Annotated in this window: 9 protein-coding genes and 2 pseudogenes; 2 read left to right on the plus strand and 9 right to left on the minus strand. The window is 52.2% G+C overall.

The window, feature by feature from the left end:
* Nucleotides 1-185: 185 nt before the first annotated feature.
* The 7 genes and pseudogenes from rcsC to gyrA form a co-directional block, all read right to left on the minus strand.
* Nucleotides 186-3,035, minus strand: coding sequence for a two-component system sensor histidine kinase RcsC (gene rcsC / locus OQV04_RS02780; protein ID WP_000876013.1), 2,850 nt, complete (start codon nucleotides 3,033-3,035; stop codon nucleotides 186-188).
* 274 nt (nucleotides 3,036-3,309) lie between these two features.
* Entirely contained in the window at nucleotides 3,310-4,086 is a 777-nt protein-coding gene (locus OQV04_RS02785; RefSeq protein WP_032281237.1) for a YfaP family protein, read from the minus strand.
* 4 nt (nucleotides 4,087-4,090) lie between these two features.
* Nucleotides 4,091-5,740: a YfaQ family protein gene (locus OQV04_RS02790; RefSeq protein ID WP_032281238.1), complete on the minus strand. Its 1,650-nt coding sequence runs from the start codon at nucleotides 5,738-5,740 to the stop codon at nucleotides 4,091-4,093.
* Nucleotides 5,741-10,255 carry an alpha-2-macroglobulin family protein gene (locus OQV04_RS02795; RefSeq protein ID WP_196606242.1) on the minus strand — a complete coding sequence of 1,505 codons (4,515 nt, stop codon included), beginning with the start codon at nucleotides 10,253-10,255 and terminating at the stop codon, nucleotides 5,741-5,743.
* 23 nt (nucleotides 10,256-10,278) lie between these two features.
* A pseudogene (locus OQV04_RS02800) lies at nucleotides 10,279-10,897 on the minus strand (DUF1175 domain-containing protein).
* The gene (locus tag OQV04_RS02805) at nucleotides 10,894-12,582 is read right to left on the minus strand and encodes a DUF2138 domain-containing protein (RefSeq protein ID WP_032281241.1); all 1,689 of its coding nucleotides are present in this window, start codon (nucleotides 12,580-12,582) and stop codon (nucleotides 10,894-10,896) included. Before OQV04_RS02805 ends, OQV04_RS02800 begins: the two are co-directional and overlap by 4 nt.
* Nucleotides 12,583-12,730: 148 nt before the next feature.
* Complete coding sequence (gyrA, locus tag OQV04_RS02810) at nucleotides 12,731-15,358, minus strand: DNA topoisomerase (ATP-hydrolyzing) subunit A (RefSeq protein ID WP_001281251.1); 2,628 nt, start codon at nucleotides 15,356-15,358, stop codon at nucleotides 12,731-12,733.
* Between the two features lie 146 nt (nucleotides 15,359-15,504).
* Here gyrA and ubiG point away from each other — a divergent pair, with 146 nt between their 5' ends.
* Nucleotides 15,505-16,227 (plus strand): bifunctional 2-polyprenyl-6-hydroxyphenol methylase/3-demethylubiquinol 3-O-methyltransferase UbiG, encoded by a 723-nt coding sequence (ubiG, locus tag OQV04_RS02815; RefSeq protein ID WP_000990765.1) that lies wholly within the window; start codon nucleotides 15,505-15,507, stop codon nucleotides 16,225-16,227.
* Between the two features lie 140 nt (nucleotides 16,228-16,367).
* Here the strand turns inward: ubiG and yfaL are convergent.
* A pseudogene (gene yfaL / locus OQV04_RS02820) lies at nucleotides 16,368-20,130 on the minus strand (AIDA-I family autotransporter adhesin YfaL/EhaC).
* A gap of 424 nt (nucleotides 20,131-20,554) precedes the next feature.
* Nucleotides 20,555-20,698, minus strand: a complete 144-nt coding sequence (gene ypaB, locus OQV04_RS02825) for a protein YpaB (protein WP_001300064.1) — start codon at nucleotides 20,696-20,698, stop codon at nucleotides 20,555-20,557.
* Nucleotides 20,699-20,825: 127 nt separating this feature from the next.
* Here ypaB and nrdA point away from each other — a divergent pair, with 127 nt between their 5' ends.
* Nucleotides 20,826-23,111, plus strand: coding sequence for a class 1a ribonucleoside-diphosphate reductase subunit alpha (gene nrdA, locus OQV04_RS02830; RefSeq protein ID WP_032281244.1), 2,286 nt, complete (start codon nucleotides 20,826-20,828; stop codon nucleotides 23,109-23,111).
* The last annotated feature ends 190 nt before the right edge of the window (nucleotides 23,112-23,301 follow it).

Raw genomic sequence — 23,301 nt, forward strand, 5'->3', positions numbered from 1 at the left:
GATAAGACGCGTCAGCGTCGCATCTGGCATTTGCACTGAATGCCAGATGCGGCGTAAACGCCTTATCCGTCCTACGATTCCCATTATTTCAACAGATTACATTAAAGTAGGCCAGATAAGACGCGTCAGCGTCGCATCTGGCATTTGCACTGAATGCCAGATGCGGCGTAAACGCCTTATCCGTCCTACGAATCCCGCGATTTCCTGACCCTCTCGGCATATACCGTCAGCGTCTGTTTTATCACATCCAGCGTTACCGGCTTCGACAGGCAGCTGTCCATACCGGACTCCAGACACCGCTGCTTCTCTTCAGCCAACGCATTAGCAGTTACTCCGATTACCGGCAACGTCAGTCCCAACTGACGAATGCGTTGCGTCAAGCGGTAACCATCCATATTTGGCATGTTGACGTCGCTAAGCACGATATCAATATGATTCTTGCTAAGTACATTAAGCGCATCGACGCCATCATTCGCGGTTTTACATTGATAGCCCAACGATCCCAACTGATCTGCCAGCAGACGTCGGTTAATCGGATGATCATCCACGACCAGAATCATCATATCGTCATTATCGCTGACCGCTTTGTCCGTCGACGGCAGAGCGTTAGCAGGATCGTCGCTCTCCATCTCGATCAAATAAATACGCGCCAACAATGCCGGTAGCTCATGCGGAGCAGCCACACTGTGTACCCACTCCCCTGGCGCTTTCTCCAGCGGAATACCAATATGTCGACGACAGAAGGTCACTACCGCTCTGCCCTGCCATTTTTTACTCACTACCTCGTCAGTGATTAACACATCTTCGGGAGTCGGTTCCTGCCCTTCGTATGTTGTAACGACGATGCCGCTGCGCTGCAAACTGGTTTCCAGGAACTGACAGAGCGACGCATTGCGGACCGCCAGCCAGCAGCGTTTACCACTCAGCCCTTCCACGCCTTTTTTCTGCGGGTACTGAGCGCCGTACAACGGAATACGCACGGTAAACTGGCTGCCCATTCCCGGTTCTGAATCTACCGAGATGTCGCCGTCCATCATGCTGATCAGTTTTTCACAAATCGCCAGACCCAGACCGGTCCCCTGGAAGTTTCGCTGTACGCCCGTTCCGACCTGGAAGAAGGGATCAAACAAGCGCACCACTTCTTTCGCCGGAATCCCCACGCCGGTATCGCGAACACGGATAGAGAGATAATCGCCATCAGCGCGGACATGCAAAACTATACAGCCGGTATCAGTGAATTTTATGGCGTTACTCAACAGGTTGGAGATGACCTGCTGTAAACGCATCGGGTCGCCATTTAAAGCCACTGGCACATCCGGTTCAATAAAGCAGTACAAGCCTAACTGCTTGCGTACCACCAGCGGTAAATAGTTGGCGGTGATGTGGTTCATCACTTCACGCGGTGAAAACTCACGCGGTTCGATCTTCAACTGTTCCGATTCAATCTTCGAGAAATCGAGAATATCGCTGATAATTTTCAACAACAGGCTGGAAGAGTTGTTCATTGCCGTCACCAGACGATCGACGCCTTTCGGTAACTCTTTGGTTTGCAACAGATCCAGGTTACCGATAATGCCATACAGCGGCGTTCGCAGCTCATGACTGACGGTGGCAAGGAACATCGATTTTGACTGGCTCGCCTGTTCCGCTGCTTGTGCCATCTCCTGCAACGACTCTTCCATCTTCACGCGCGAAGAAACATCCACCAGCACACAAATGGCCACGTTTTCATTACGATAGCGCGAATGGACGAAGCTGATTTGCAGATTGGTATTGTTGCTGGTCAGGACATCAACAAAATTGACCTGCTGCCCACAGATAATTTGTGTCAGCCGTTGGCGGTCCTCATGCGTAAGCATATTGAGATAGGTATGCGCCAGTTCGTTACTTAAAATATTGACGCCATCTGCGGTACGCAAAATACAGATACCCACTGGCGCGGAGGCGACAATCTTGCGGTTAAACTGCTCATGTTCTTCCAGTCGCAGGGCATCGCTTTCCGCCGGAATGAAAATACGCCGCTCGTACATCCGCGCGAGAGTAAACAATGCAGCTCCAGCAAGCACATTCAGCAAAATTGCGTTAAGGATCAACATGCGAATGCGTTCCAGCACCTTATCAACCGGCACCGAATAAACGATGCTTAGCGATGAGGGAGGCAGATTTTTCTTCAGCACCAGCTCCCGGAAACCTTCCGTATAGCCAAACCAGGAGCGTTCCTGCATCCAGCGAGGATCGCCCTTAATTTTGCTTTCTGGTCCGGTAAGCGAAATCAGGGTATGACCATTTTCATCAAGAATGGTAACCCCCATCGGCAACGTACCCGGTAAGAAAAAATTCTCCATCCGGATGGTCTGCTCGACACCCAAAAGCGCCTGCAACCTGTTCGCCAGATAAACTGGCGTCAACGCGTAAAAATACCCGACGCCAGGGCGCGGACCTTCGCTGATCCAGTAGAGGTTACTGCCGCTATCATCTTGTGGTGCATTTCGATATTTATTGATGCGTTCATGCAACGCTTTCAACGCGGTATCGCGTTCCACTGGCATATCACGCAGACCGAAATTGGCCATGCAGAGGTTATCGCTGCCGATTAAAAATACCCGGTTGAGATCGTAAGCCGCAGAAAAATTATCGCGCCAGTAGCGCATAAACCACGCCAATGACTCCAGAGAACCTCGCCAGGTGTTACTCATTGCGGAACAATCGGAGTCGGCAAACAGCGGTTCAAACGCAGGCACATCCGCCTGCGTTTCTCGTCCACGCGGGGAAAGCACACCGTTTTCTGCCGATAAGCGATTTTCAGCGATGTACTTCAGCTCTTTCATCACATCAGAGGTGCGTTGAATAAAGCGCTGAGCCTGATCGGAACTCAGATTAAATTCCTGACGAATTTCCGATTCTCGCTGATGTAACGCATTAACGATGTAAAAAACGGATGAAAAAGCAATCAACAGCCAGAGCACTAACGCCAATGCTCTGAACATGTAGCGCGAGGCTTTCAGGGTTGTACGAAAAGAAGCAAGGTATTTCAAAGGGGCGAAGCTCCGCCTCAGGTGACCGATGGAGTGTGGTTAAGGTAGCGGTAAAAGCGTGTTACCGCAATGTTCTGTCACCATTGCAATAATGCGTATCGCTTAGAAACCATTGCCTTAACCAGGAAAGCCGGAGTAAATGGACAGTTCTCAGTACGAAAAATAAGAAATGACCAATCTGCCGACGCTTGTTAATGGTTATATCCTGGCGTCGGCAGATCGCCCAGCAGTCTTATCTGAAAAAAGAAAGAGCCAGGTTGTGTGAAGGGATGGATCACCAGTCAAAACTTTTCACCAGCGTCAGCTCGCCAGCATTACGCATCGGTACAATAAATGTTTCCTGTTTCTCATTGACCGATCCTTCATCGGTAATCAGCGTCAGTTGGGCGGTGGTTAATTCCGTTTCGCTGCGCCCACCATAGTAGTTGATATACACCTGATAGCGCCCGTGAACTGGCGCTGGCATGGCGAAAATCTCGGGTCCGTACCCCGTCGTGACATCCATATCCAGTGCACCACTGTTTTTCAGCACGGTGTTACCGTACCAGGCGTGTTCGCCATCGGGCGTGACAACATGGAGATCGAGATCGGTATTGTCCGTATCCCACGAGAGAACCAGCCGTAAACGTGCACGAATCGTTCCTGTACCCGGCGTTGAGTAAAACTGCATTTTTTGTCGGCTTTGCCCATCCGGGCTGATGACCTGCACGCTGTTGCTGCCTTCAGTGAAAATATAAGGGCGTGCAAATGAACCATCGGATTCAATTCTCTGCGGCATACTGGCACCGTTGACCACCAGCCGGCCCTGCTGAACTTTACCCGCCGCAGCATAATTCTTTATTTTGCCGCGGATCTGCGCTGAGATATTTTGATCATCTGCCATGTTGACGGACGACGCCGGGTAATTGATCGATTGTGAAAAACTGGCATCTTCGCCCTCTGCCGGATGCCAGCCTGAGAGCGGTGCGTCAATCTCGACTTCCTGCACACCTTCACTGTGAGCGACAGGCGAAAGCGCCACCAGTAACAACAGAAGAAAAATCTTTCGCATAGCATTAGTCCATTAATAATTGTCGGGTCAGCGTTTCGATATAGTTCTCATCAAGCCCGGTGGGATAACCATCAAAGGCCAGGTGCAGATACTCATGGGTTAAATCCAGCCGATCCTGAAGCGTAAAGAAGTTACGAATAAACAGCCGTTTCTGCTGCCGATCGGTATAGGGGAAACCTGAGACTAAACGACAGACCGCAAACACGTCTGGTTCGTTGTACCCCGTCTCGCCTTGTAATATACGCCGCCACTGCGGCATTTTTTTCGCCAGCCAGGCTTTCGCTTTGGGTAATAACTGACAGGTTGAGCGTGGCGCTCCCCAGCGGCTAAGGCTGTTGTCGGGATAAGCAAACGCGAGTATCTGGTCGTAACGCTCTCCCCGCCCCGCCTGGGCCATGGCTTGCCGCCAGGAAAGCGTCCCTTCGGTAGCGCGACTGCCGTGATAATGAACCGGATCGCCCGCATAGATGAGATCCTGCGTCCAGGCGGTCATCGTTCGCGCCCCCGTGGTAGCTGGCGAAGCAGAAACACGCTGCGTGGCGCTGCTGTCGGGGATGGTCAGGCAATCGCCTTCCCGATTGGCGTTTTGCTGTAAAAAAGTGCGAATTGCCACGGTCATGGCTTTCGCTGCCTCAGGGGGCGTACTTTTCGCCTCGCGATCCAGAACTCTGGCAACGTACTCTTCACGATCGAGATGCGACTGCAATTTCAGTTTGCCCTTTTCGCTCAGTAAGGTCGTCTCACCGTGGCTGACAAACGTAATGTGGTTACCATTGGCAAATGTCACACGATAGCGCCCATTAAGTACGCCGGGTTTTACTGACGTCGTACTCTTTTCCGCTGTGATTTTCTTCAGCGGATAGCGGGCAAATAGCTCCATCTCTACACATTGCCCACTGGCAACTTGTGTCGGCACTGGCAAAACCCGATTAAGCACCGTCGCATAACGGGTCAGTACCGTTTTGCTGGTGCCACTGCCAGTCACCCACAGCGGTGTACCATCGGTTAACCAGCCGGCAAAACCACCCTGACGGATTTCCTGTTTATCATCGGCAAACCAGCTCCAGGTTTTCACCCGAACCCGACTACCGAGCATGGATGCGACACCGATTTTCGCCTCGTCCAGCACCACATCCAGTAAGACTTCCTGAGCTTTGTTTTGCGCAGGTAACGTCGCTAATGAATCAAGCAGCGATTTAACCGTTACCGAGGTTTCTGGCTTCAGCGTAGTAAGAGACGCTAACCACGCAGGTGCCTGACGCTGTTGCCAGTATTGCCCCCACACATCTGCGCCAATATGCAACCGCTGCGGCGCAAAATAGAGCCCACAGGAACGTACCAGCGCGGTATCGCGCGTTATGCTCTCCCCAGCCTGACAACAATAAACCTCTTCCGGGGAGTTTCCGCGACACTGGTAGGGCTGCTCCGGTTGATGGGTATCCTCCAGCCAGGCGTAAACATACAGTTTCCACAAACTCCCTAACGGCGTGGTGAGCGAGTCAGGTAATGTCGAGGCTTTGGTCACGCCTGATGACGACAGCTGATACAGTTGATCGTGCTGCGCACCACGCAGTGCCAGTTGTAACGGCGTCTCCTCCGCAAGCGTTGGCAGAGTAACCAACGCCAATAGCCAGACGATTCTGCGCCAGTTCACTTATTTCACCTGCATCCCGGGCCATTCGCTCCCTGCCGCAACACTTTGCTGCGCAGGTGCATAGGAACGCACATAACGAGCAGGAGGCAGAACGAATTGCCCTTTTTGCGAGAAGCGCAGCAAATGGCGGAAAGTGACCGTTCCCGTCAGTTCTTTCACCGGCACCATATAGGCCAGTTCGCCCATTTCATTACGCGCTTTTTCCAGCAATTGCCCCTGCTGTTTCGCGGCGTTGGGTTTATTGACTGAAATGCCCCATGTTGTGCGCTCAACGTCGGCTCCCGGCGGGAGCGGTACTTCCACCTGACCATAGCGCAGAACTGCATCCTGCTCGCTGGTAAGCTTAATTTCATCGAGATACAGCGCATCGCTGTCAATCTCATTGCTGGTCACCGGCTGCAGAGTAAAGCTCATCTCTTCTTCACCGGGGATAAGCCGATACAACTGGCGTTCAACGGTCACCGGAATGTTACTTTGTTGAGCCGTTTTTGCCGGTTCACGCCAGCGGACCTGCACATTTTGCGGCGATAATTCGTCACCAAAAGAGAGAATGTCCGGCACGCCCTGACCAACCCAACGCCAGTATTCGCCCCCTCCAGTTAACTTATGTTTGGCCCATGCGCCCGCAGGCGCAGGCAACACAACCGAAGGCATTGTCGCCATATATTTCGCCAGCCAGTTCATGGCCAGCGCGCGCTCAATAGTAGATTGCTCAGCGGTCAAACCACTTAAAATAGCAGCCGCCTGGGTAGCGTCACCACCGCTATTGAGCAGCACAACCGTGTGCGCCAGCGGCTGATTGCTGTTTGCCGCTTTATCCCACGCATATTGCTGAACCTGAGGCATCACCGTGGACTTCAACTGCGCTTTTTTCAGCAACGTCATGGTTAAGACGTTTGCCACCGCATCTGCCAGTGGAGATTCCGGTGTATCGAGGATCAGGCTGTCATTGATATCGCGGGGGTCTTCCTCCGAGAAATCTTCAGTTTTAGTTCCGCGCCGGGCGATAGCTTCATCCAACCCTTTCAACAACGTTTTGCACGGCAGATTCATCTCCTGTGCCCACGCCAGCACCAGCGCCCGATGCAATAACGGCATGTTATCTGCCTGCTCGGCATAACTGTCGAGCATATGCTGCCAGTATTCCGGTTGTTGCGTTACGCCGAGCGCCTGGCTGGCCTGCCAGTCGGCGTACCATGCCCATGCCGTAAGGAAGGCGTCACCATTGCCATCTTCACCCCACCAGGTAAAGCGCGCTCCGGGCCCCGCCAGTTGCATCAGCCGCAGACGGTTATCCTGAATCATCTGACGAATGTCGTTAGCGGCGGCACTTTGATGATCGGCAAGCGAACGCCAGGCGAGACTGAGCGGGATCAGACGGCTACCGGTGTTGATCACCCCACCCCACGGTTCATCGACTATCGCATCAAGATTGTTGCGGAAAATCTCCTGCGGCGTTTCACTACTTTGTAGCCGGATATTGCTCGCCTGCTCGGGCAACATCAGCGCGTTATCGCCACCGCCGAGCATGACATTTTTCTGCTGTTCAACGGGCCAGCTGTTATCCACAAAAGACAGTTTTGTGCTAATGCTGTCCTGCACTTGCCCATTTTGTTGCAGTTCTGCACTTAACAAGCCAGATTGCTGAATGTTCTGCGTCAGCGAAATATAATTCGCCCCTTTGTGCAGCGTCAGCGTCTGGCGCATCTCAGCGCCTGCAAATTTAGTCACCAGCGCCACCGGTTCGTTATCCTGCTGACTGAAGATAAACAGTCCTGCCGCCGGTTTGTCGCCCACGCGATACACCGTTGGCATACTCCACTTCATGTAGAGATTTTTTTCCGAACGCAGATAAGCACGCCCCTGCCCGACCAGCCCGTCGCCGTTCATCCCACGCGCGGTGATACGCCAGCGGGTTAACGAATCAGGCATCAGGAACGTGAAATACGCTTTGCCTTGTTTATCGGTTGTGAGTGACGGCATCCATGCCGCGGTATCCACCTCTTCACGCCGTGGACGTTCAAGCATTTTTACTCGCCGCTCGCTGCGGTTAGTTGCGCCAGGCGCAACCGGCTCGCTGGAGAGCGCCTGGTCGTAGCTGATAAACGACAGACTGGAGCTGGTACGCACATTGTTACGCCCCAGCGGATAGAAAAATTTGCCGATATTCGGCGCGATTTCTGGTTGCAGCGCGTAGATCATTTCATCGACCACGCCTACCGTTAGCTGCGCAGAAACAGGTTTACCTTTCAGCGACGAGGTTAATTCGACATTGACCAGTTCACCAGGCTGGTAATGGGTTTTGTCCGTTTTCACCCGGATATCCAGCTGAGGAACGGCAACTTTGATCCCGGCGTTCTGAAAACTGTACTGACCGTTACGGGTATACAGCACCGAAAAAGTGATGTTAGGCGCAAAGGAATTGCTCACTGGAACACGGGCTTCATACTGAGTATCGTTTAAACGTTGTAGCGTTAGCCAGTTTGCCGGATGCGAAAGCAGCGACTGCTGTTCCACGCGATCGCGTTCCAGCGTCAATAATGCTTCATCAATTGGCTCCGGGAAGGTAATCAGCATCTTCGCGGTTTCGCCAGGCTGGTACAGCGTTTTATCTGCCACGATATCTACCGTACCAGTATGCGACATGCTGCCCTTACCGCTGACTGCATGGCTTAACCCGGCGAGAATTAAGCCGTCTTTATCGCGTAACGTCAGATTGTAGTTGCCAGGTTTATCGAAATTGACGGTAAAGGATTTGCCGCCAGACGGTAGCTCTCCGCTATGGCTCGTGCGGTCTTCGAGACGCAACCATTCATACGTAACAGGAACCTGTTTTGAAGATTCCAGCGCGGCATAACGGAACACAACCGACTCGCCGCTATTACTGTATTGTGCGGCGGTACTTAAAGAGTAATGCGCCAGGCCGCGTTCAATGAGGATCTCTTTGGTGGTGGTGACGCGATACGCCGCGCCGTCACTGGCGGAGACGGTTAACAAATAGCGGCTCGGTTTATCGGCGGCGGGGAGATTTAACGTCACATGACCGCTGGCGTCGGACACCGTTTCACTGCCTTCCAGCGACACGGGGAAACGTCCGGCATAACGCAAATCGTTACCGACCATTGATAATTGCTGAGCGCGCAAACTTAACTGCACGCGGGCATTTTTTACCGGCTCGCCATCCGGGTAGAGAAGTTGCAGTTTGCCGCTGACCGCTTCGCCAGTTTTGAACTCTTTTTTGTCGAGAGCTAAACCAATCTCGAAATGTGGCTTGATATAGTTGGCTACGCGAAAACTACTGCTATAGACCTGATTGCGGTAAGCAAGACGTAACTCATAACCTCCGGCAACGGCATTTTCTGGCAGGCGGAAACTTCCCTGCCCGCCATTGCGCGCATCCAGCGTGACATCGACGGTTTGCAACAGACTGCCGTTAGCGTCCAGCACCGAAAGCTTCGCCGGGGCGCTGACGATGGGGGATGAATGCAACGGATCGTGGAACTCGCGGCCCATCACTTTAACATCGACACGATCGCCTGCGCGATATAGCGGGCGATCGGTAAAAATATACAAGCGGGTGTTGTAGATTTCGCTTTCGTAGAAGAAGTTCTCGGAGACAAAAACGCCGCCTTCAGCATCCTTACCCAGAATGTATGAACGTTCTGGCGATATATGTTGTAACTGCAAGGTACCGCTGTCATCGGTCACACCGCGGGTCATCACGCCAAGACCGTCAGTCCACAAGATCTCTGAGCCGGGCTTCGCTTCACCCTGTTTTTTACCCGCGGTCCACACCAGAAGCTCTTTGCCTGACACTTTGCTAAGCGCCACGGTATCGGAAACAAACACCACCGTCGTCGCCCGATACCCACCAACCATCGCCTCGACGAGGTACAGTCCCGGCTCTTGTTGGCCGAGAGGAATATAAATGTTACCCGGCTGCGGCGAGATGAAATTGCTGGATGCGCCTTCCAGTTTTACCCCTTGCTGCGGCTCGACCGGTTTAGCCTGCCATAATGGGTAACGGAACTGTTCCACCAGGGGATATTTTTTCAGCGGGGAAAACTGGTTGTTCTGTACATAACGGGAAGGTTTAATAATGGCATTGCCGAGATGTAATTCGGGTAATGCCTGAGTCACATTCTGCCGTGACTGAGAAGAGAAAGTACGCTGCATCACGCGGCGAGATTTGCCGTACCAGTTATCCCACAGCCAGGTCAGCGTATTGTTCAGCCCGTCGCCCAGATATTGCGGTTGCACCACAATGCGATGCAGGTTTTTCTGCTGGCGCAAAAATGCCATCGGGTCAGGAATACGATACAGGCGAACGTCCACGCCGCCGTACTCTTCCATCTGATAGCGCCGATAATCACGCCCCGGCGCTTCCAGTCGCACTTTCGCCTCTTCACTGCTGCTAAAACTGCTGTCAGCAAGCAAAAAGAATGTTCCCCCTGCGGGCGGCGCATAGTTACTGGAAGGAAGCGAATCATCAGCATTAGCAAGCCCTGTTCCCACAAGAGACAGGGACAAGCACGCTGCTATCGCGCCAGAAAATTTAAACGATAAATGCCAATGAAATTGGGATTGGAATCGTTGGGTATCCATCGGGTGTCCTTCCATGTCATAAGTTGTTGCAGACTGACTGCGCGCATTCCGTTGTCAGTTTTCGTGGCGCTTCCGGTGTGGTAGATGACGTAACGCCCCATCCAGACCATTAAGTGCTGGGCATCGCCCTGATCGAAAAAAATCATATCGCCAGGCAGCGCCTGGTTTATGTCCTGGCCAATAAACTGGCTGTTGTACTGAATCAAATTAATCGCGGTCACGTAGGGGCCGGTTTTCCCGTTCCCCTGATTCCAGTTTTGCGCCAGTTGACGCTGTTCAGGTGTTAGCGTCATCTCTGGCGGCAAATACTGACTAGATAAACCGTTACTTTTTAGCCATTTACTGTCGTGAACTTTCAGCGTCTCGTTCGCCGCAAATCGCACCAGGCCCGCACAATCCTGCTGATACCAGCGTGGACTTGGCCCCTGGCGGAGCTGTTCCTGAGCAATGCGCACAAACCAGGCGCGAAACAGCCCGGATTGTTCGACATTCAGCATTTCGCTATGGGCAACAACACAGCCAGCAAATCAGCGCCAGCAGCCCGTGCCTCATAGCGGCTGCCAGGCTATGGTTAGCCACTGCCAGGCGGCACCGGGTTCCATCTGGGCCAGCTTCATGACATAACGCGGTTGTTGAGATAAAGCGTCCAGCTTCGGCATTAATAAAGTTTGTGCGGCGTTATAAAAAACCGGTTCGAGATTCTTCGGCAGACTGGTCAGCGTTTCGTTACGCAGCAGTTTCGCCACGCCTTGTGGATTGATATAGAGCGGAACGATGCCATCTGTGGGTATTACATCCACCATTGCCGGGCGGGTTTTATTCAGTGTTTGCAGGGCGTTATTAACCAGCGTGTCATCGAGGGAGAAAAGCAGCGTTTTGTTTTGCATCGCCAGCGACACGCGGAAAAAATAATCCGACATTAATTGATCGGGTTGCACCGCCTGCGCTTTCGGATACTGACCGTACCGGGAACTCACTTCGCGACGCCAGATTTGCGCTTCGCCTTGCTGAGTCTGGCTTACCGGCAAAACACCTTCTGGCGCTTTGCTTTCGTGCGCGCCAATATTTTGCGTAAACAGTTTCCCTGGCAATTGCGCCTGTTCGGCAGTGCCATCAAACTGACCGACAAACAGCGGGGTTTGCAATTTTGAGTCTGCATACCAGCACAGCCCCGCGGCACCGTCCAACGCCCCATTCAACTTGTCGTTTTCCTGGCTGATGTGCGAAAGCATCTCTTCGGCAATACCGTGTGAATACGGCACCGCCACACAGAAGCTGGCCCCGGCAGGCATACTGTTCCAGACCGGCGTAAAATCGAAACTGGCATCTACGCTGGCGGATTCATCATTTAACGCCACAAAACTGTGCCAGCCGTCGTTACCCATTTCGAAGCGTACGCCAGCAAAAGAAGGCATTAATCGCTGGTAGCCAAACCCCAGCAACCTGGCGCTGACTACGATACGCTGGCGTACTGGCGTTTTTTCGGCAGCACGCTCTTCCAGGCCAAAGCTGGCTTGCCAGCGTTTTTTGCCGCTCAACAAATCGCTTGCGATCGCCGTGGCTTCGGTATCCTGCTGATCATCTTTAAACAGCATATCCGTGCTGGAAAACACCAGCATCTTGTCCTGATATGTCGCGAACATCAGGGCGTTATTGCCGTTATAGCGCAACTGATAAACAGGAATAGTTTCACTATTTATCTTGATGCTACTGATTTCCGTTTTGCTTAACTGGCTATCGCTGGTAGCAGCAAACAGCAATGGCTCCAGCAGTTTGCTTAAACCACTGCGTTGGATCAGCACCATGTAATGTGAAAGATGGCCTTGTTTATCGTGCCATAGCGCCGCCTGCGCGGGCTGATCTAAGAGTGACGAAAAGAGTTTATCTTTCAGCGTGAGATCGTGTTCATAGACAATGCGGCGAATGCTGCCTTCAATGCCCAGACGATCGGCATGATTCTGATAATAGAAAACGAAATCTTCGCTAAGAACATCGTGGAGAAACGGAATGGTGAGGAGATCTTTGGGAAGCTGGCTCAGAGAGTCGCTGTCGAGAAAGAGGTCTGGCTCATTGAGATCGATTTGCAGATTGTTGTGCACCACCAGCGGCGACAACGTTTTTTCTGGCCCACTGCCAGCATATTGCAACGCCCAGACGCCAGCGGAAAGCAGTACTATTGCGCCAAAACCTACAAGACCATAGAACCGCCAGCCTTTCGCCTTTTTTTCACCACTCATTGCCACATTCCTTGTGTATAGCCAGCCATTTTTTACGGGCACAGCCAAACTTTACCGTGCCCTAATACGACAAAAGCCCAGACTTTGCAGCCTGGACTTTTCAATTCAAACAAGGGAGATAGCTCCCTTTTGGCATGAAGAAGTAAAATTATTCTTCTTCTGGCTCGTCGTCAACGTCCACTTCCGGAGCGATTTCATCGTCCCCTTCCGCGGCACTGCCGTCGATGGTATCCAGATCTTCCTCGTCAACCGGTTCAGCAACACGTTGCAGACCCACTACGTTTTCATCTTCCGCAGTACGGATGAGGATCACGCCCTGGGTGTTACGGCCCACGATGCTGATTTCTGAAACGCGAGTACGTACCAGCGTACCGGCATCGGTGATCATCATGATCTGGTCGCAGTCATCTACCTGTACCGCGCCAACAACTAAACCGTTACGTTCGGTAACCTTGATGGAGATAACCCCTTTCGTCGCGCGCGACTTGGTTGGGTATTCCGCCACTGCGGTACGCTTACCATAACCGTTTTGCGTTGCGGTGAGGATTGCGCCATCGCCACGAGGCACGATCAGAGAGACGACTTTATCACCTTCGCCTAAACGAATACCGCGAACACCGGTGGTGTTGCAGCCCATCGCACGGACAGAAGACTCTTTAAAGCGCACCACTTTACCTTCGGCGGAGAACAGCATTACTTCATCTTCGCCACTGGTCAGGTCAACGCCGATCAACTCATCGCCTTCAACCAGTTTGATCGCCACTTTACCGGCGGTACGCAGACGGTTGAATTCGGTGAGGACGGTTTTCTTCACAGTACCGTTAGCGGTCGCCATGAAGACTTTCACGCCTTCTTCAAACTCGGTCACCGGCAGGATCGCGGTGATACGTTCGTCCTGCTCCAGCGGCAGCAGGTTGACGATCGGACGACCGCGCGCGCCACGAGTGGCCTCCGGCAACTGGTAAACTTTCATCGAATAGACGCGACCACGGCTGGAGAAGCACAGAATATGGTCGTGCGTGTTCGCCACCAGCAGTCGGTCGATAAAGTCTTCTTCTTTAATACGTGCGGCAGATTTACCTTTCCCGCCACGACGCTGCGCTTCGTATTCAGAAAGCGGCTGATATTTAACGTAGCCCTGGTGAGAGAGCGTCACGACCACATCTTCCTGGGTGATCAGATCTTCCAGGTTGATGTCTGCGCTGTTGGCGGTGATTTCAGTACGACGTTTGTCACCGAACTGTTCACGAACCAGCTCCAGCTCTTCACGGATCACTTCCATCAGACGATCGGCGCTACCAAGAATACGCAGCAGTTCCGCGATCTGATCCAGCAGCTCTTTGTATTCGTCGAGCAGTTTTTCGTGCTCAAGGCCGGTCAGTTTCTGCAAACGCAGATCCAGAATCGCCTGAGCTTGCTGTTCGGTCAGGTAGTACAGACCATCACGCACGCCGAACTCTGGCTCCAGCCATTCCGGACGCGCAGCATCGTCGCCAGCACGTTCGAGCATCGCGGCAACGTTGCCCAGCTGCCACGGATTAGCCACCAGCGCAGTTTTCGCTTCTGCAGGCGTCGGCGCATGACGGATCAGTTCGATGATCGGGTCGATGTTCGCCAGCGCCACGGCTAATGCTTCAAGGATATGAGCACGATCGCGAGCTTTACGCAGTTCGAAAATAGTACGACGGGTCACCACTTCACGGCGGTGACGAACAAACGCCGCGATGATGTCTTTCAGGTTCATGATCTTTGGCTGACCATGGTGCAATGCCACCATGTTGATACCGAAAGAAACCTGCAACTGGGTCTGGGAGTAGAGGTTGTTGAGCACAACTTCACCGACCGCATCGCGTTTCACTTCAATCACGATGCGCATACCGTCTTTGTCAGACTCGTCACGCAGCGCGCTGATGCCTTCCACGCGTTTTTCTTTTACCAGTTCCGCAATCTTCTCGATCAGGCGCGCTTTGTTTACCTGATACGGAATTTCGTGGACGATAATGGTTTCACGTCCGGTTTTGGCGTCAACTTCCACTTCGGCACGGGCGCGGATATATACCTTGCCGCGACCGGTACGGTAAGCTTCTTCAATACCGCGACGGCCGTTAATGATTGCCGCCGTCGGGAAGTCCGGCCCCGGGATGTGTTCCATCAGCCCTTCAATGCTGATGTCTTCATCATCGATATACGCCAGACAACCGTTGATGACTTCCGTCAGGTTGTGCGGCGGGATGTTGGTTGCCATACCTACGGCGATACCGGAAGAACCGTTCACCAGCAGGTTAGGAATTTTGGTTGGCATGACGTCGGGAATTTTTTCCGTGCCGTCATAGTTATCAACGAAATCGACCGTCTCTTTTTCGAGATCGGCCATCAGTTCATGGGCAATTTTCGCCAGACGGATTTCCGTATAACGCATTGCCGCCGCAGAGTCGCCGTCGATGGAACCGAAGTTACCCTGACCGTCTACCAGCATGTAACGCAGCGAGAATGGCTGCGCCATACGGACGATCGTGTCATAAACCGCCGAGTCACCATGGGGATGGTATTTACCGATTACGTCACCAACGACACGGGCAGATTTTTTATAGGCTTTGTTCCAGTCATTGCCTAGTACGTTCATGGCGTAAAGTACGCGACGGTGTACCGGCTTCAGGCCATCTCGGACATCTGGCAGCGCACGGCCAACAATGACCGACATCGCATAATCCAGATAGGAGCTCTTCAGCTCTTCCTCAATGTTGACCGGTGTAATTTCTCTCGCAAGGTCGCTCATCTAACCGCTATCCCTCTACTGTATCCCGGATTCAAAGGTCGCAAATTATAACACAGCCGCGCAGTTTGAGGTAAACCTATACGCTTTATTCACATCCAATGCCTGATATACTCGTTTGTCTTGCCAATTACGGAGTAGAAGTGCCAATGAATGCCGAAAAATCGCCGGTAAACCATAACGTAGACCACGAAGAGATCGCTAAATTTGAAGCCGTCGCCTCCCGCTGGTGGGATCTGGAAGGTGAGTTCAAACCGCTGCACCGCATTAACCCGCTGCGTCTGGGCTATATTGCCGAGCGTGCTGGCGGTTTATTCGGCAAAAAGGTGCTCGATGTCGGTTGTGGCGGCGGCATTCTGGCCGAGAGTATGGCGCGCGAAGGTGCGACGGTGACCGGTCTGGATATGGGCTTTGAGCCATTGCAGGTGGCAAAACTGCACGCGCTGGAAAGCGGCATTCAGGTGGATTACGTGCAGGAAACCGTGGAAGAGCACGCGGCAAAACATGCCGGGCAGTATGATGTGGTGACCTGCATGGAGATGCTGGAGCACGTTCCCGATCCGCAGTCAGTGGTGAGAGCCTGTGCGCAACTGGTGAAACCAGGCGGCGATGTCTTTTTCTCGACGCTTAACCGCAACGGCAAATCATGGCTGATGGCGGTGGTTGGTGCTGAATATATTTTGCGCATGGTGCCCAAAGGCACGCATGATGTGAAGAAGTTTATTAAACCGGCAGAGCTGCTTGGCTGGGTAGATCAGACAAGCCTTAAAGAGCGACATATAACCGGGCTACATTACAACCCGATCACTAATACTTTTAAACTCGGCCCCGGCGTGGATGTGAACTATATGCTGCACACGCAGAATAAGTGAGGTTGTTGTTTGGATTCATCCGGCAACCGCGCCAATGCCTGATGCGACGCTTGCCGCGTCTTATCAGGCCTACAAATGCTCTCCGTAGGCCAGATAAGGCGTTTACGCCGCATCCAGCAATAGTGATGGTCAGACAGCGATTACCATTTCACCGTCATCGACAAAAACCCTGCCGTCTGGGCAAAATCATCACTCCCTTTCTGCCACGCCACGCTGCCGCGCAGGGACACTCGCTGACTGATATTGCCCGTGACTCCCACTTTTATTTCACCCCGTTGCTTCACCGCATCGTCACTGATAGTGCTGCCATCCTCTTCAATTTCCGTCGAATGGGGATCGTGATAATAATTCAGATCTAATGTTGGTATGACATGAACAGCGGTACGCCATTCGCTGTGTAAACCCAGCCGCGTCTGAATATCATCACCCTGCGATTGTGACACGCGCGCACGGTTAGCGGCGGTAAAATCATCCTGCTGCACGTCCTGATAAATCACCTGCGCCTGCGGTTCAATCACCACACCACGCCCCGGTAACCACTGATACCCCGCTTCCAGCGAGGCGATAATCCCCGACGAATGGTAATGATCCACGCCATCTTCATGTTCAGAAACATCATTGCTAAACCACGCGTACTGCAACCAGTTATCCAGCCAGGCCCCCTGCTTCTGCTTACCGTGCTGAAACCAGCTTGAGGTCAGCCCAACGGCATAACCGTGGTTCTGGTTATCGGCGCGAGTTCCGGTCATACTCGAGCGGCTGTCGCCCTGGTTATCGCTGTAGCCACCAACAATCCCAAGCATCCACTCGCCATCCGTGCCCCAGCGCCCGCTAAACAGATCGCCGCTAAGCTGCACCGTAGAAGTGTCTTCATGTTGAGCCAGTTGCCCTGCCGCCGTGTAATGATAACGTCCGCCGATAACACGTAAATTCAGCGTCTGACCATCGCCACCAGCGTGATCGCGTCGCTCCATCACAAACGCCTGATTTGCCGCCCGCAGGTTATTGAGATAACCGCCAACTTTGGCATTCAGCACCGGCTGGTAAGCGGGGATTGGATCGGGTGTTGGGTCAGGATCGGGGGTTGGGTCCGGGTCGGGATCAGGTGGCGATGGCGGCGTTACTTCTTGTGATCGCAGATACCAGTCGTTGTTATCTTCCACCAGCGTGTAGTCATACGCTCCCATGTTGACGTAGCCACTGCCTGCCAGACTGAACTGCGCATTGTTTTGAAACTGCGTGGGATCAGCTGCGAAATCAACCACTTTAATGCCTGTAGATGTCGGCTCACCAATCCCTGTAATGGGATTAATCACAACCGTGGTATTGCCAGCAGTATTACCGTTCAACACCAACTGGTCGCTTGCTGAGTCATCGCCGTTTAATTCGCTGTCGAACAGTAACGTACCGCCGCCGGTGTAATCACCGTTTACCGTCAGCGTATCGCCAGCGACGCCATTTTGCAGGCTGACCGCACCGGTCGTATTGGTCAGATTGCCATTAACTGTTACGTCGGAAAGATAAGTCAGGCTGTCAGTTTCAAGGTTGGTATTAAGCTCACCTGTCAACGTCACGCCATCGGTGGCATTCACCAGCGTACCATCGCCGTTAAACAGTGAGGCATCAAGGTCGACGGAAGTATCCTGCCCGGTCAGGCGCAAAACCGTACCATTGCTGATGTCGATAGTGCCGCTGGAAGTAGCATCAATTGACTGAATATCCTGATCCGCGCCAGTAACGAACGTTGCCCCGTCACCGACCCATAGCGACGAAGCATAAGGGAAGATATCCGCAACATCACCTTGCAGCGTGCCCTCTTCTACTCTCACCGCTGACTGCGTTGTACCGCTGGCGGTCAGCTCCAGTGTACCCGCCCCCGTTTTAGTCAATGTGCTACCCTCATCCTGATGTTGCCCGCTGCTGTCAGCCATCAGTGCGCCCCACTGCGTGTCTACCCCCGCATCAACTGCCACTTCACCGTCGGCGCGCATTTCAATATCACGCCCATGCTCAGCCGTTGTAGAACGAGTATCGACATTGGCAGTAATCTCCATCACGCTTTCTTGTTGATTATCAGTAAAGATAACCTGGCGGTTATAATGGGTATCTCCAAGCTGCGAGTTGTCGCTCACCATCAGCGTACCGGAGGCGATTTGCGTTGTGCCGAGGTATTGATTGTCATTTGCCAGGCTGACCTGCCCGTCACCCGCATCGATCACCACGTAGACGCCATCTTTCCCGTCGCCGCCGATATGCATATCGTTTCCGCCTGCAAGATCTACCACATCCTGACTGCCGATAACCGTTCCGCTGCTGCCACTGACTTCAAGGCCATCTTTGTATGATGTACCGCTCTGCCAGGTGGAGAAATCAGAGAGATCGAGCACACCGCCGTTTAACACGATCGACTGCGGATCGTCCTGGAGAGCGGCAAGATCTGCCGCGTCGCCTTCCAGCGAAAGCACCGCACCATCATCAACGACTATATCGCCGGTTAGCGCCATCGACGACGCTCCCGCCAGCACATAGCTGCCGTTTTGCGCAATGGTGAGCTGACCAGCACCTTCGATGGTGCCAGCAAAACTGCCTTCATTAACAGTAACATTGCCACCAGCATCGATATTTAAAGTACCATTCTGAAAGCCCGTCAATGAGTGCACAAAAGTTTGTTGGGTGGAGCCAACATTTAGCTCTGCCTGATTCTGGTACTTATCAATACTCCCTATCGTCAGACCGTAGCAGTCTTGCGGATCGTCCTGGCAATGAGTATCGCCGACATTCATCAGGGAGTTGCTGCGGCCCAGGATAACTTCACCGTTTTCAATCTGCATCTCACCAGTAAAGTCATTGTTATCTGCATTAAGTACCAGATCGCCGGAACCTGTTTTGGTGATTAACCCGGTACCAGCAATAGAGTCAACAGCTCCGTCATTCTCTGTATTGCCAATAACCAGCGTTTTTCCGTCGGCAATATCAAAGGTAACTTCACTTAAGCCGAGATACATAAAGCCACCCGCCGCAGAGGAAGGACCATCTCCATAGCCTGCTGCGCTATTGTTCTCATCGACTAACACGCCTCCGTTCTGGCTGTAGCTGTCATCAACAGAAATATCAATAAGATAGGGAGCCGTCGCGCTATTGGTATATATCGCCCCGCCATAACCTTCGGCAGTGTTATTTGTAAAGGCAGTGTTATTTATTATCGTATAACCTGAAGGATGCTTGCTGTCGCTATTATTATCTGTGACATCGATTGCGCCGCCATCGCCATCACTGTAACTTGTTGATGTATATGCCTGGTTATTGTTAAAAACATCATCACTTAAATAGATATCATTATTGATGGTATAAATTGCACCACCTTTGCCGTCATTAGCGATGTTATTGCGAAACACGGCCATTAGCGATGTTATTGCGAAACACGGCGTTAGTGACACGTAAATCGATGGCACCGGTATCGTTAGTACCAGAAGAATAGATTGCGCCACCATAGCCGCCTGCGACGTTACCAGAAAAAATAACATCAGTAAGATTCAGCGTTGAGTTTTCTTTAGCAAATATTGCCCCGCCGTTATTATATTCTCCTGAAACGGTGTTATTGGCAAACAGAGTCATTCCAGTTTCATTTTCTGGTGATAATGTAAATTCCGCTCCTTGTTGCAAAAATACGGCCCCACCGCTGGCATTATTGGTCATATCCGAAAAAACCAGCCATTGCCCATCGGCGATACTCCAGACCTGCGTAATGCCTGAAAGGCTTTGCCTGCTGGCGTGACAACTCGCTTTGATATCATATCCCTGGCATAAATCAATGGCCGCCGCGACACCGTTAGCAGAGAAAAGAGATGCAATCATTGACGGGAGTAGAGATAAATACTCCTTGCGTAGAAAGATAACCCGCATATTAATCTGACCATCATTTTATATAAGACGGAATATTTAAACGCATTATACAATATGGGTTATCTTTCTTTTGTAAATTGTCCAACCCGATGCAATAGCTATTTTGTTATTATTTGATGAATAGTATCAGTGCGTCATCATTCAAGTTAATAACCTTAAGGGATACCAGTTATATTTAAACTAAATTAAAGTAATGAATAATTTTCTTATAATATAAGGTAAATTAACAAAATGGCTTCGCATTTAACAATAACCGAATAGAAAACAACCATTTCGCCACCAACAATCTCTTACATTCGCTTATATATTGACCACAACTGATACATCAGATTATGTGATGACTCGTGCTTAGATCAATTTTTGCAATCATTAGCAAAAAGATTAATAAACCATCTATATCAATTTATCCAACCTATTCTGCCGTTCAAGAAATCGCCGAACAGTTATTTTTAACAAATTTTTCTCTTCCCATTGACTTTCCCGGACACCTTGTCTGACCTAAGGTGCGCGAAAGCCACTTTTTCCTTCCTGAGTTATCCACAAAGTTATGCACTTGCAAGAGGGCCATTTTCACACTATCTTGCAGTGAATCCCAAACATACCCCCTATATATAGTGTTCTAAGCAGCTTCCCGTACTACAGGTAGTCTGCACGAAACTATTGCGGAAAGAATTCCAAAAACAGGTACGACATACATGAATCAGAATCTGCTGGTGACAAAGCGCGACGGTAGCACAGAGCGCATCAATCTCGACAAAATCCATCGCGTTCTGGATTGGGCGGCAGAAGGACTGCATAACGTTTCGATTTCCCAGGTCGAGCTGCGCTCCCACATTCAGTTTTATGACGGTATCAAGACCTCTGACATCCACGAAACCATTATCAAGGCTGCCGCAGACCTGATCTCCCGTGATGCGCCGGATTATCAGTATCTCGCCGCGCGCCTGGCGATCTTCCACCTGCGTAAAAAAGCCTACGGCCAGTTTGAGCCACCTGCGCTGTATGACCATGTGGTGAAAATGGTCGAGATGGGCAAATACGATAATCATCTGCTGGAAGACTACACGGAAGAAGAGCTCAAGCAGATGGACACGTTTATCGATCACGACCGTGATATGACCTTCTCTTATGCTGCCGTTAAGCAGCTGGAAGGCAAATATCTGGTACAGAACCGCGTGACCGGCGAAATCTACGAAAGCGCCCAGTTCCTTTATATTCTGGTTGCCGCGTGCCTGTTCTCGAACTACCCGCGTGAAACGCGCCTGCAATATGTGAAGCGTTTTTACGACGCGGTTTCCACATTTAAAATTTCGCTGCCGACGCCAATCATGTCCGGCGTGCGTACCCCGACTCGTCAGTTCAGCTCCTGCGTACTGATCGAGTGCGGCGACAGCCTGGATTCCATCAACGCCACCTCCAGCGCGATTGTGAAATATGTTTCCCAGCGTGCCGGGATCGGCATCAACGCCGGGCGTATTCGTGCGCTGGGTAGCCCGATTCGCGGTGGCGAAGCGTTCCATACCGGCTGCATTCCGTTCTACAAACATTTCCAGACTGCGGTGAAATCCTGCTCTCAGGGCGGCGTGCGCGGAGGTGCGGCAACGCTGTTCTACCCGATGTGGCATCTGGAAGTGGAAAGCCTGCTGGTGTTGAAAAACAACCGTGGTGTGGAAGGCAACCGCGTGCGCCATATGGACTACGGGGTACAGATCAACAAACTGATGTATACCCGCCTGCTGAAAGGTGAAGATATCACCCTGTTCAGCCCGTCCGACGTACCGGGGCTGTACGACGCATTCTTCGCCGATCAGGAAGAGTTTGAACGTCTGTATACCAAATATGAGAAAGACGACAGCATCCGCAAGCAGCGTGTGAAAGCCGTTGAGCTGTTCTCGCTGATGATGCAGGAACGTGCGTCTACCGGTCGTATCTATATTCAGAACGTTGACCACTGCAATACCCATAGCCCGTTTGATCCGGCCATCGCGCCAGTGCGTCAGTCTAACCTGTGCCTGGAGATAGCCCTGCCGACCAAACCGCTGAACGACGTCAACGACGAGAACGGTGAAATCGCGCTGTGTACGCTGTCTGCTTTCAACCTGGGCGCAATTAATAGCCTGGATGAACTGGAAGAGCTGGCAATTCTGGCGGTTCGTGCACTTGACGCGCTGCTGGATTATCAGGATTACCCGATCCCGGCCGCCAAACGTGGAGCGATGGGTCGTCGTACGCTGGGTATTGGTGTGATCAACTTCGCTTACTACCTGGCGAAGCATGGTAAACGCTACTCCGACGGCAGCGCCAACAACCTGACGCATAAAACCTTCGAAGCCATTCAGTATTACCTGCTGAAAGCCTCTAATGAGCTGGCGAAAGAGCAAGGCGCGTGCCCGTGGTTTAACGAAACCACTTACGCGAAAGGGATCCTGCCGATCGATACCTATAAGAAAGATCTGGATGCCATCGCTAATGAGCCGCTGCATTACGACTGGGAAGCACTGCGTGAGTCAATCAAAACGCACGGCCTGCGTAACTCCACGCTTTCTGCTCTGATGCCGTCCGAGACCTCTTCGCAGATCTCTAACGCCACTAACGGTATTGAACCGCCGCGTGGTTACGTCAGCATCAAAGCGTCGAAAGACGGTATTCTGCGCCAGGTGGTGCCGGACTACGAGCATCTGCACGACGCCTATGAACTGCTGTGGGAAATGCCGGGTAACGATGGCTATCTGCAACTGGTGGGTATCATGCAGAAATTTATCGATCAGTCGATCTCTGCTAACACCAACTACGATCCGTCACGTTTCCCGTCAGGAAAAGTGCCGATGCAGCAGTTGCTGAAAGACCTGCTCACCGCCTACAAATTCGGGGTCAAAACGCTGTATTATCAGAACACCCGTGACGGCGCTGAAGACGCGCAGGACGATCTGGTGCCGTCAATCCAGGACGATGGCTGCGAAAGCGGCGCATGTAAGATCTGATATTGAGATGCCGGATGCGGCGTAAACGCCTTATCCGGCCTACGGCTCGGTTTGTAGGCCTGATAAGACGCGCCAGCGTCGCATCAGGCTCCGGGTGCCGGATGCAGCGTGAACGCCTTATCCGGCCTACGGCTCGGATTTGTAGGCCTGATAAGACGCGCCAGCGTCGCATCAGGCACAGGATGCGGCG

The sequence above is a fragment of the Escherichia sp. Lx600-2 genome, assembly GCF_036662595.1.
In the GTDB taxonomy this organism is placed as follows: Bacteria; Pseudomonadota; Gammaproteobacteria; order Enterobacterales; family Enterobacteriaceae; genus Escherichia; species Escherichia coli.

What these genes read in the sequence shown, in the direction of transcription:
- OQV04_RS02785 (WP_032281237.1), bottom strand. Translation starts at nt 4,086, where the DNA reads ATGCGAAAGATTTTTCTTCTGTTGTTACTGGTGGCGCTTTCGCCTGTC.
- OQV04_RS02805 (WP_032281241.1), bottom strand. Translation starts at nt 12,582, where the DNA reads ATGAGTGGTGAAAAAAAGGCGAAAGGCTGGCGGTTCTATGGTCTTGTA.
- gyrA (WP_001281251.1), bottom strand. Translation starts at nt 15,358, where the DNA reads ATGAGCGACCTTGCGAGAGAAATTACACCGGTCAACATTGAGGAAGAG.
- ubiG (WP_000990765.1), top strand. Translation starts at nt 15,505, where the DNA reads ATGAATGCCGAAAAATCGCCGGTAAACCATAACGTAGACCACGAAGAG.
- ypaB (WP_001300064.1), bottom strand. Translation starts at nt 20,698, where the DNA reads ATGGCCCTCTTGCAAGTGCATAACTTTGTGGATAACTCAGGAAGGAAA.
- nrdA (WP_032281244.1), top strand. Translation starts at nt 20,826, where the DNA reads ATGAATCAGAATCTGCTGGTGACAAAGCGCGACGGTAGCACAGAGCGC.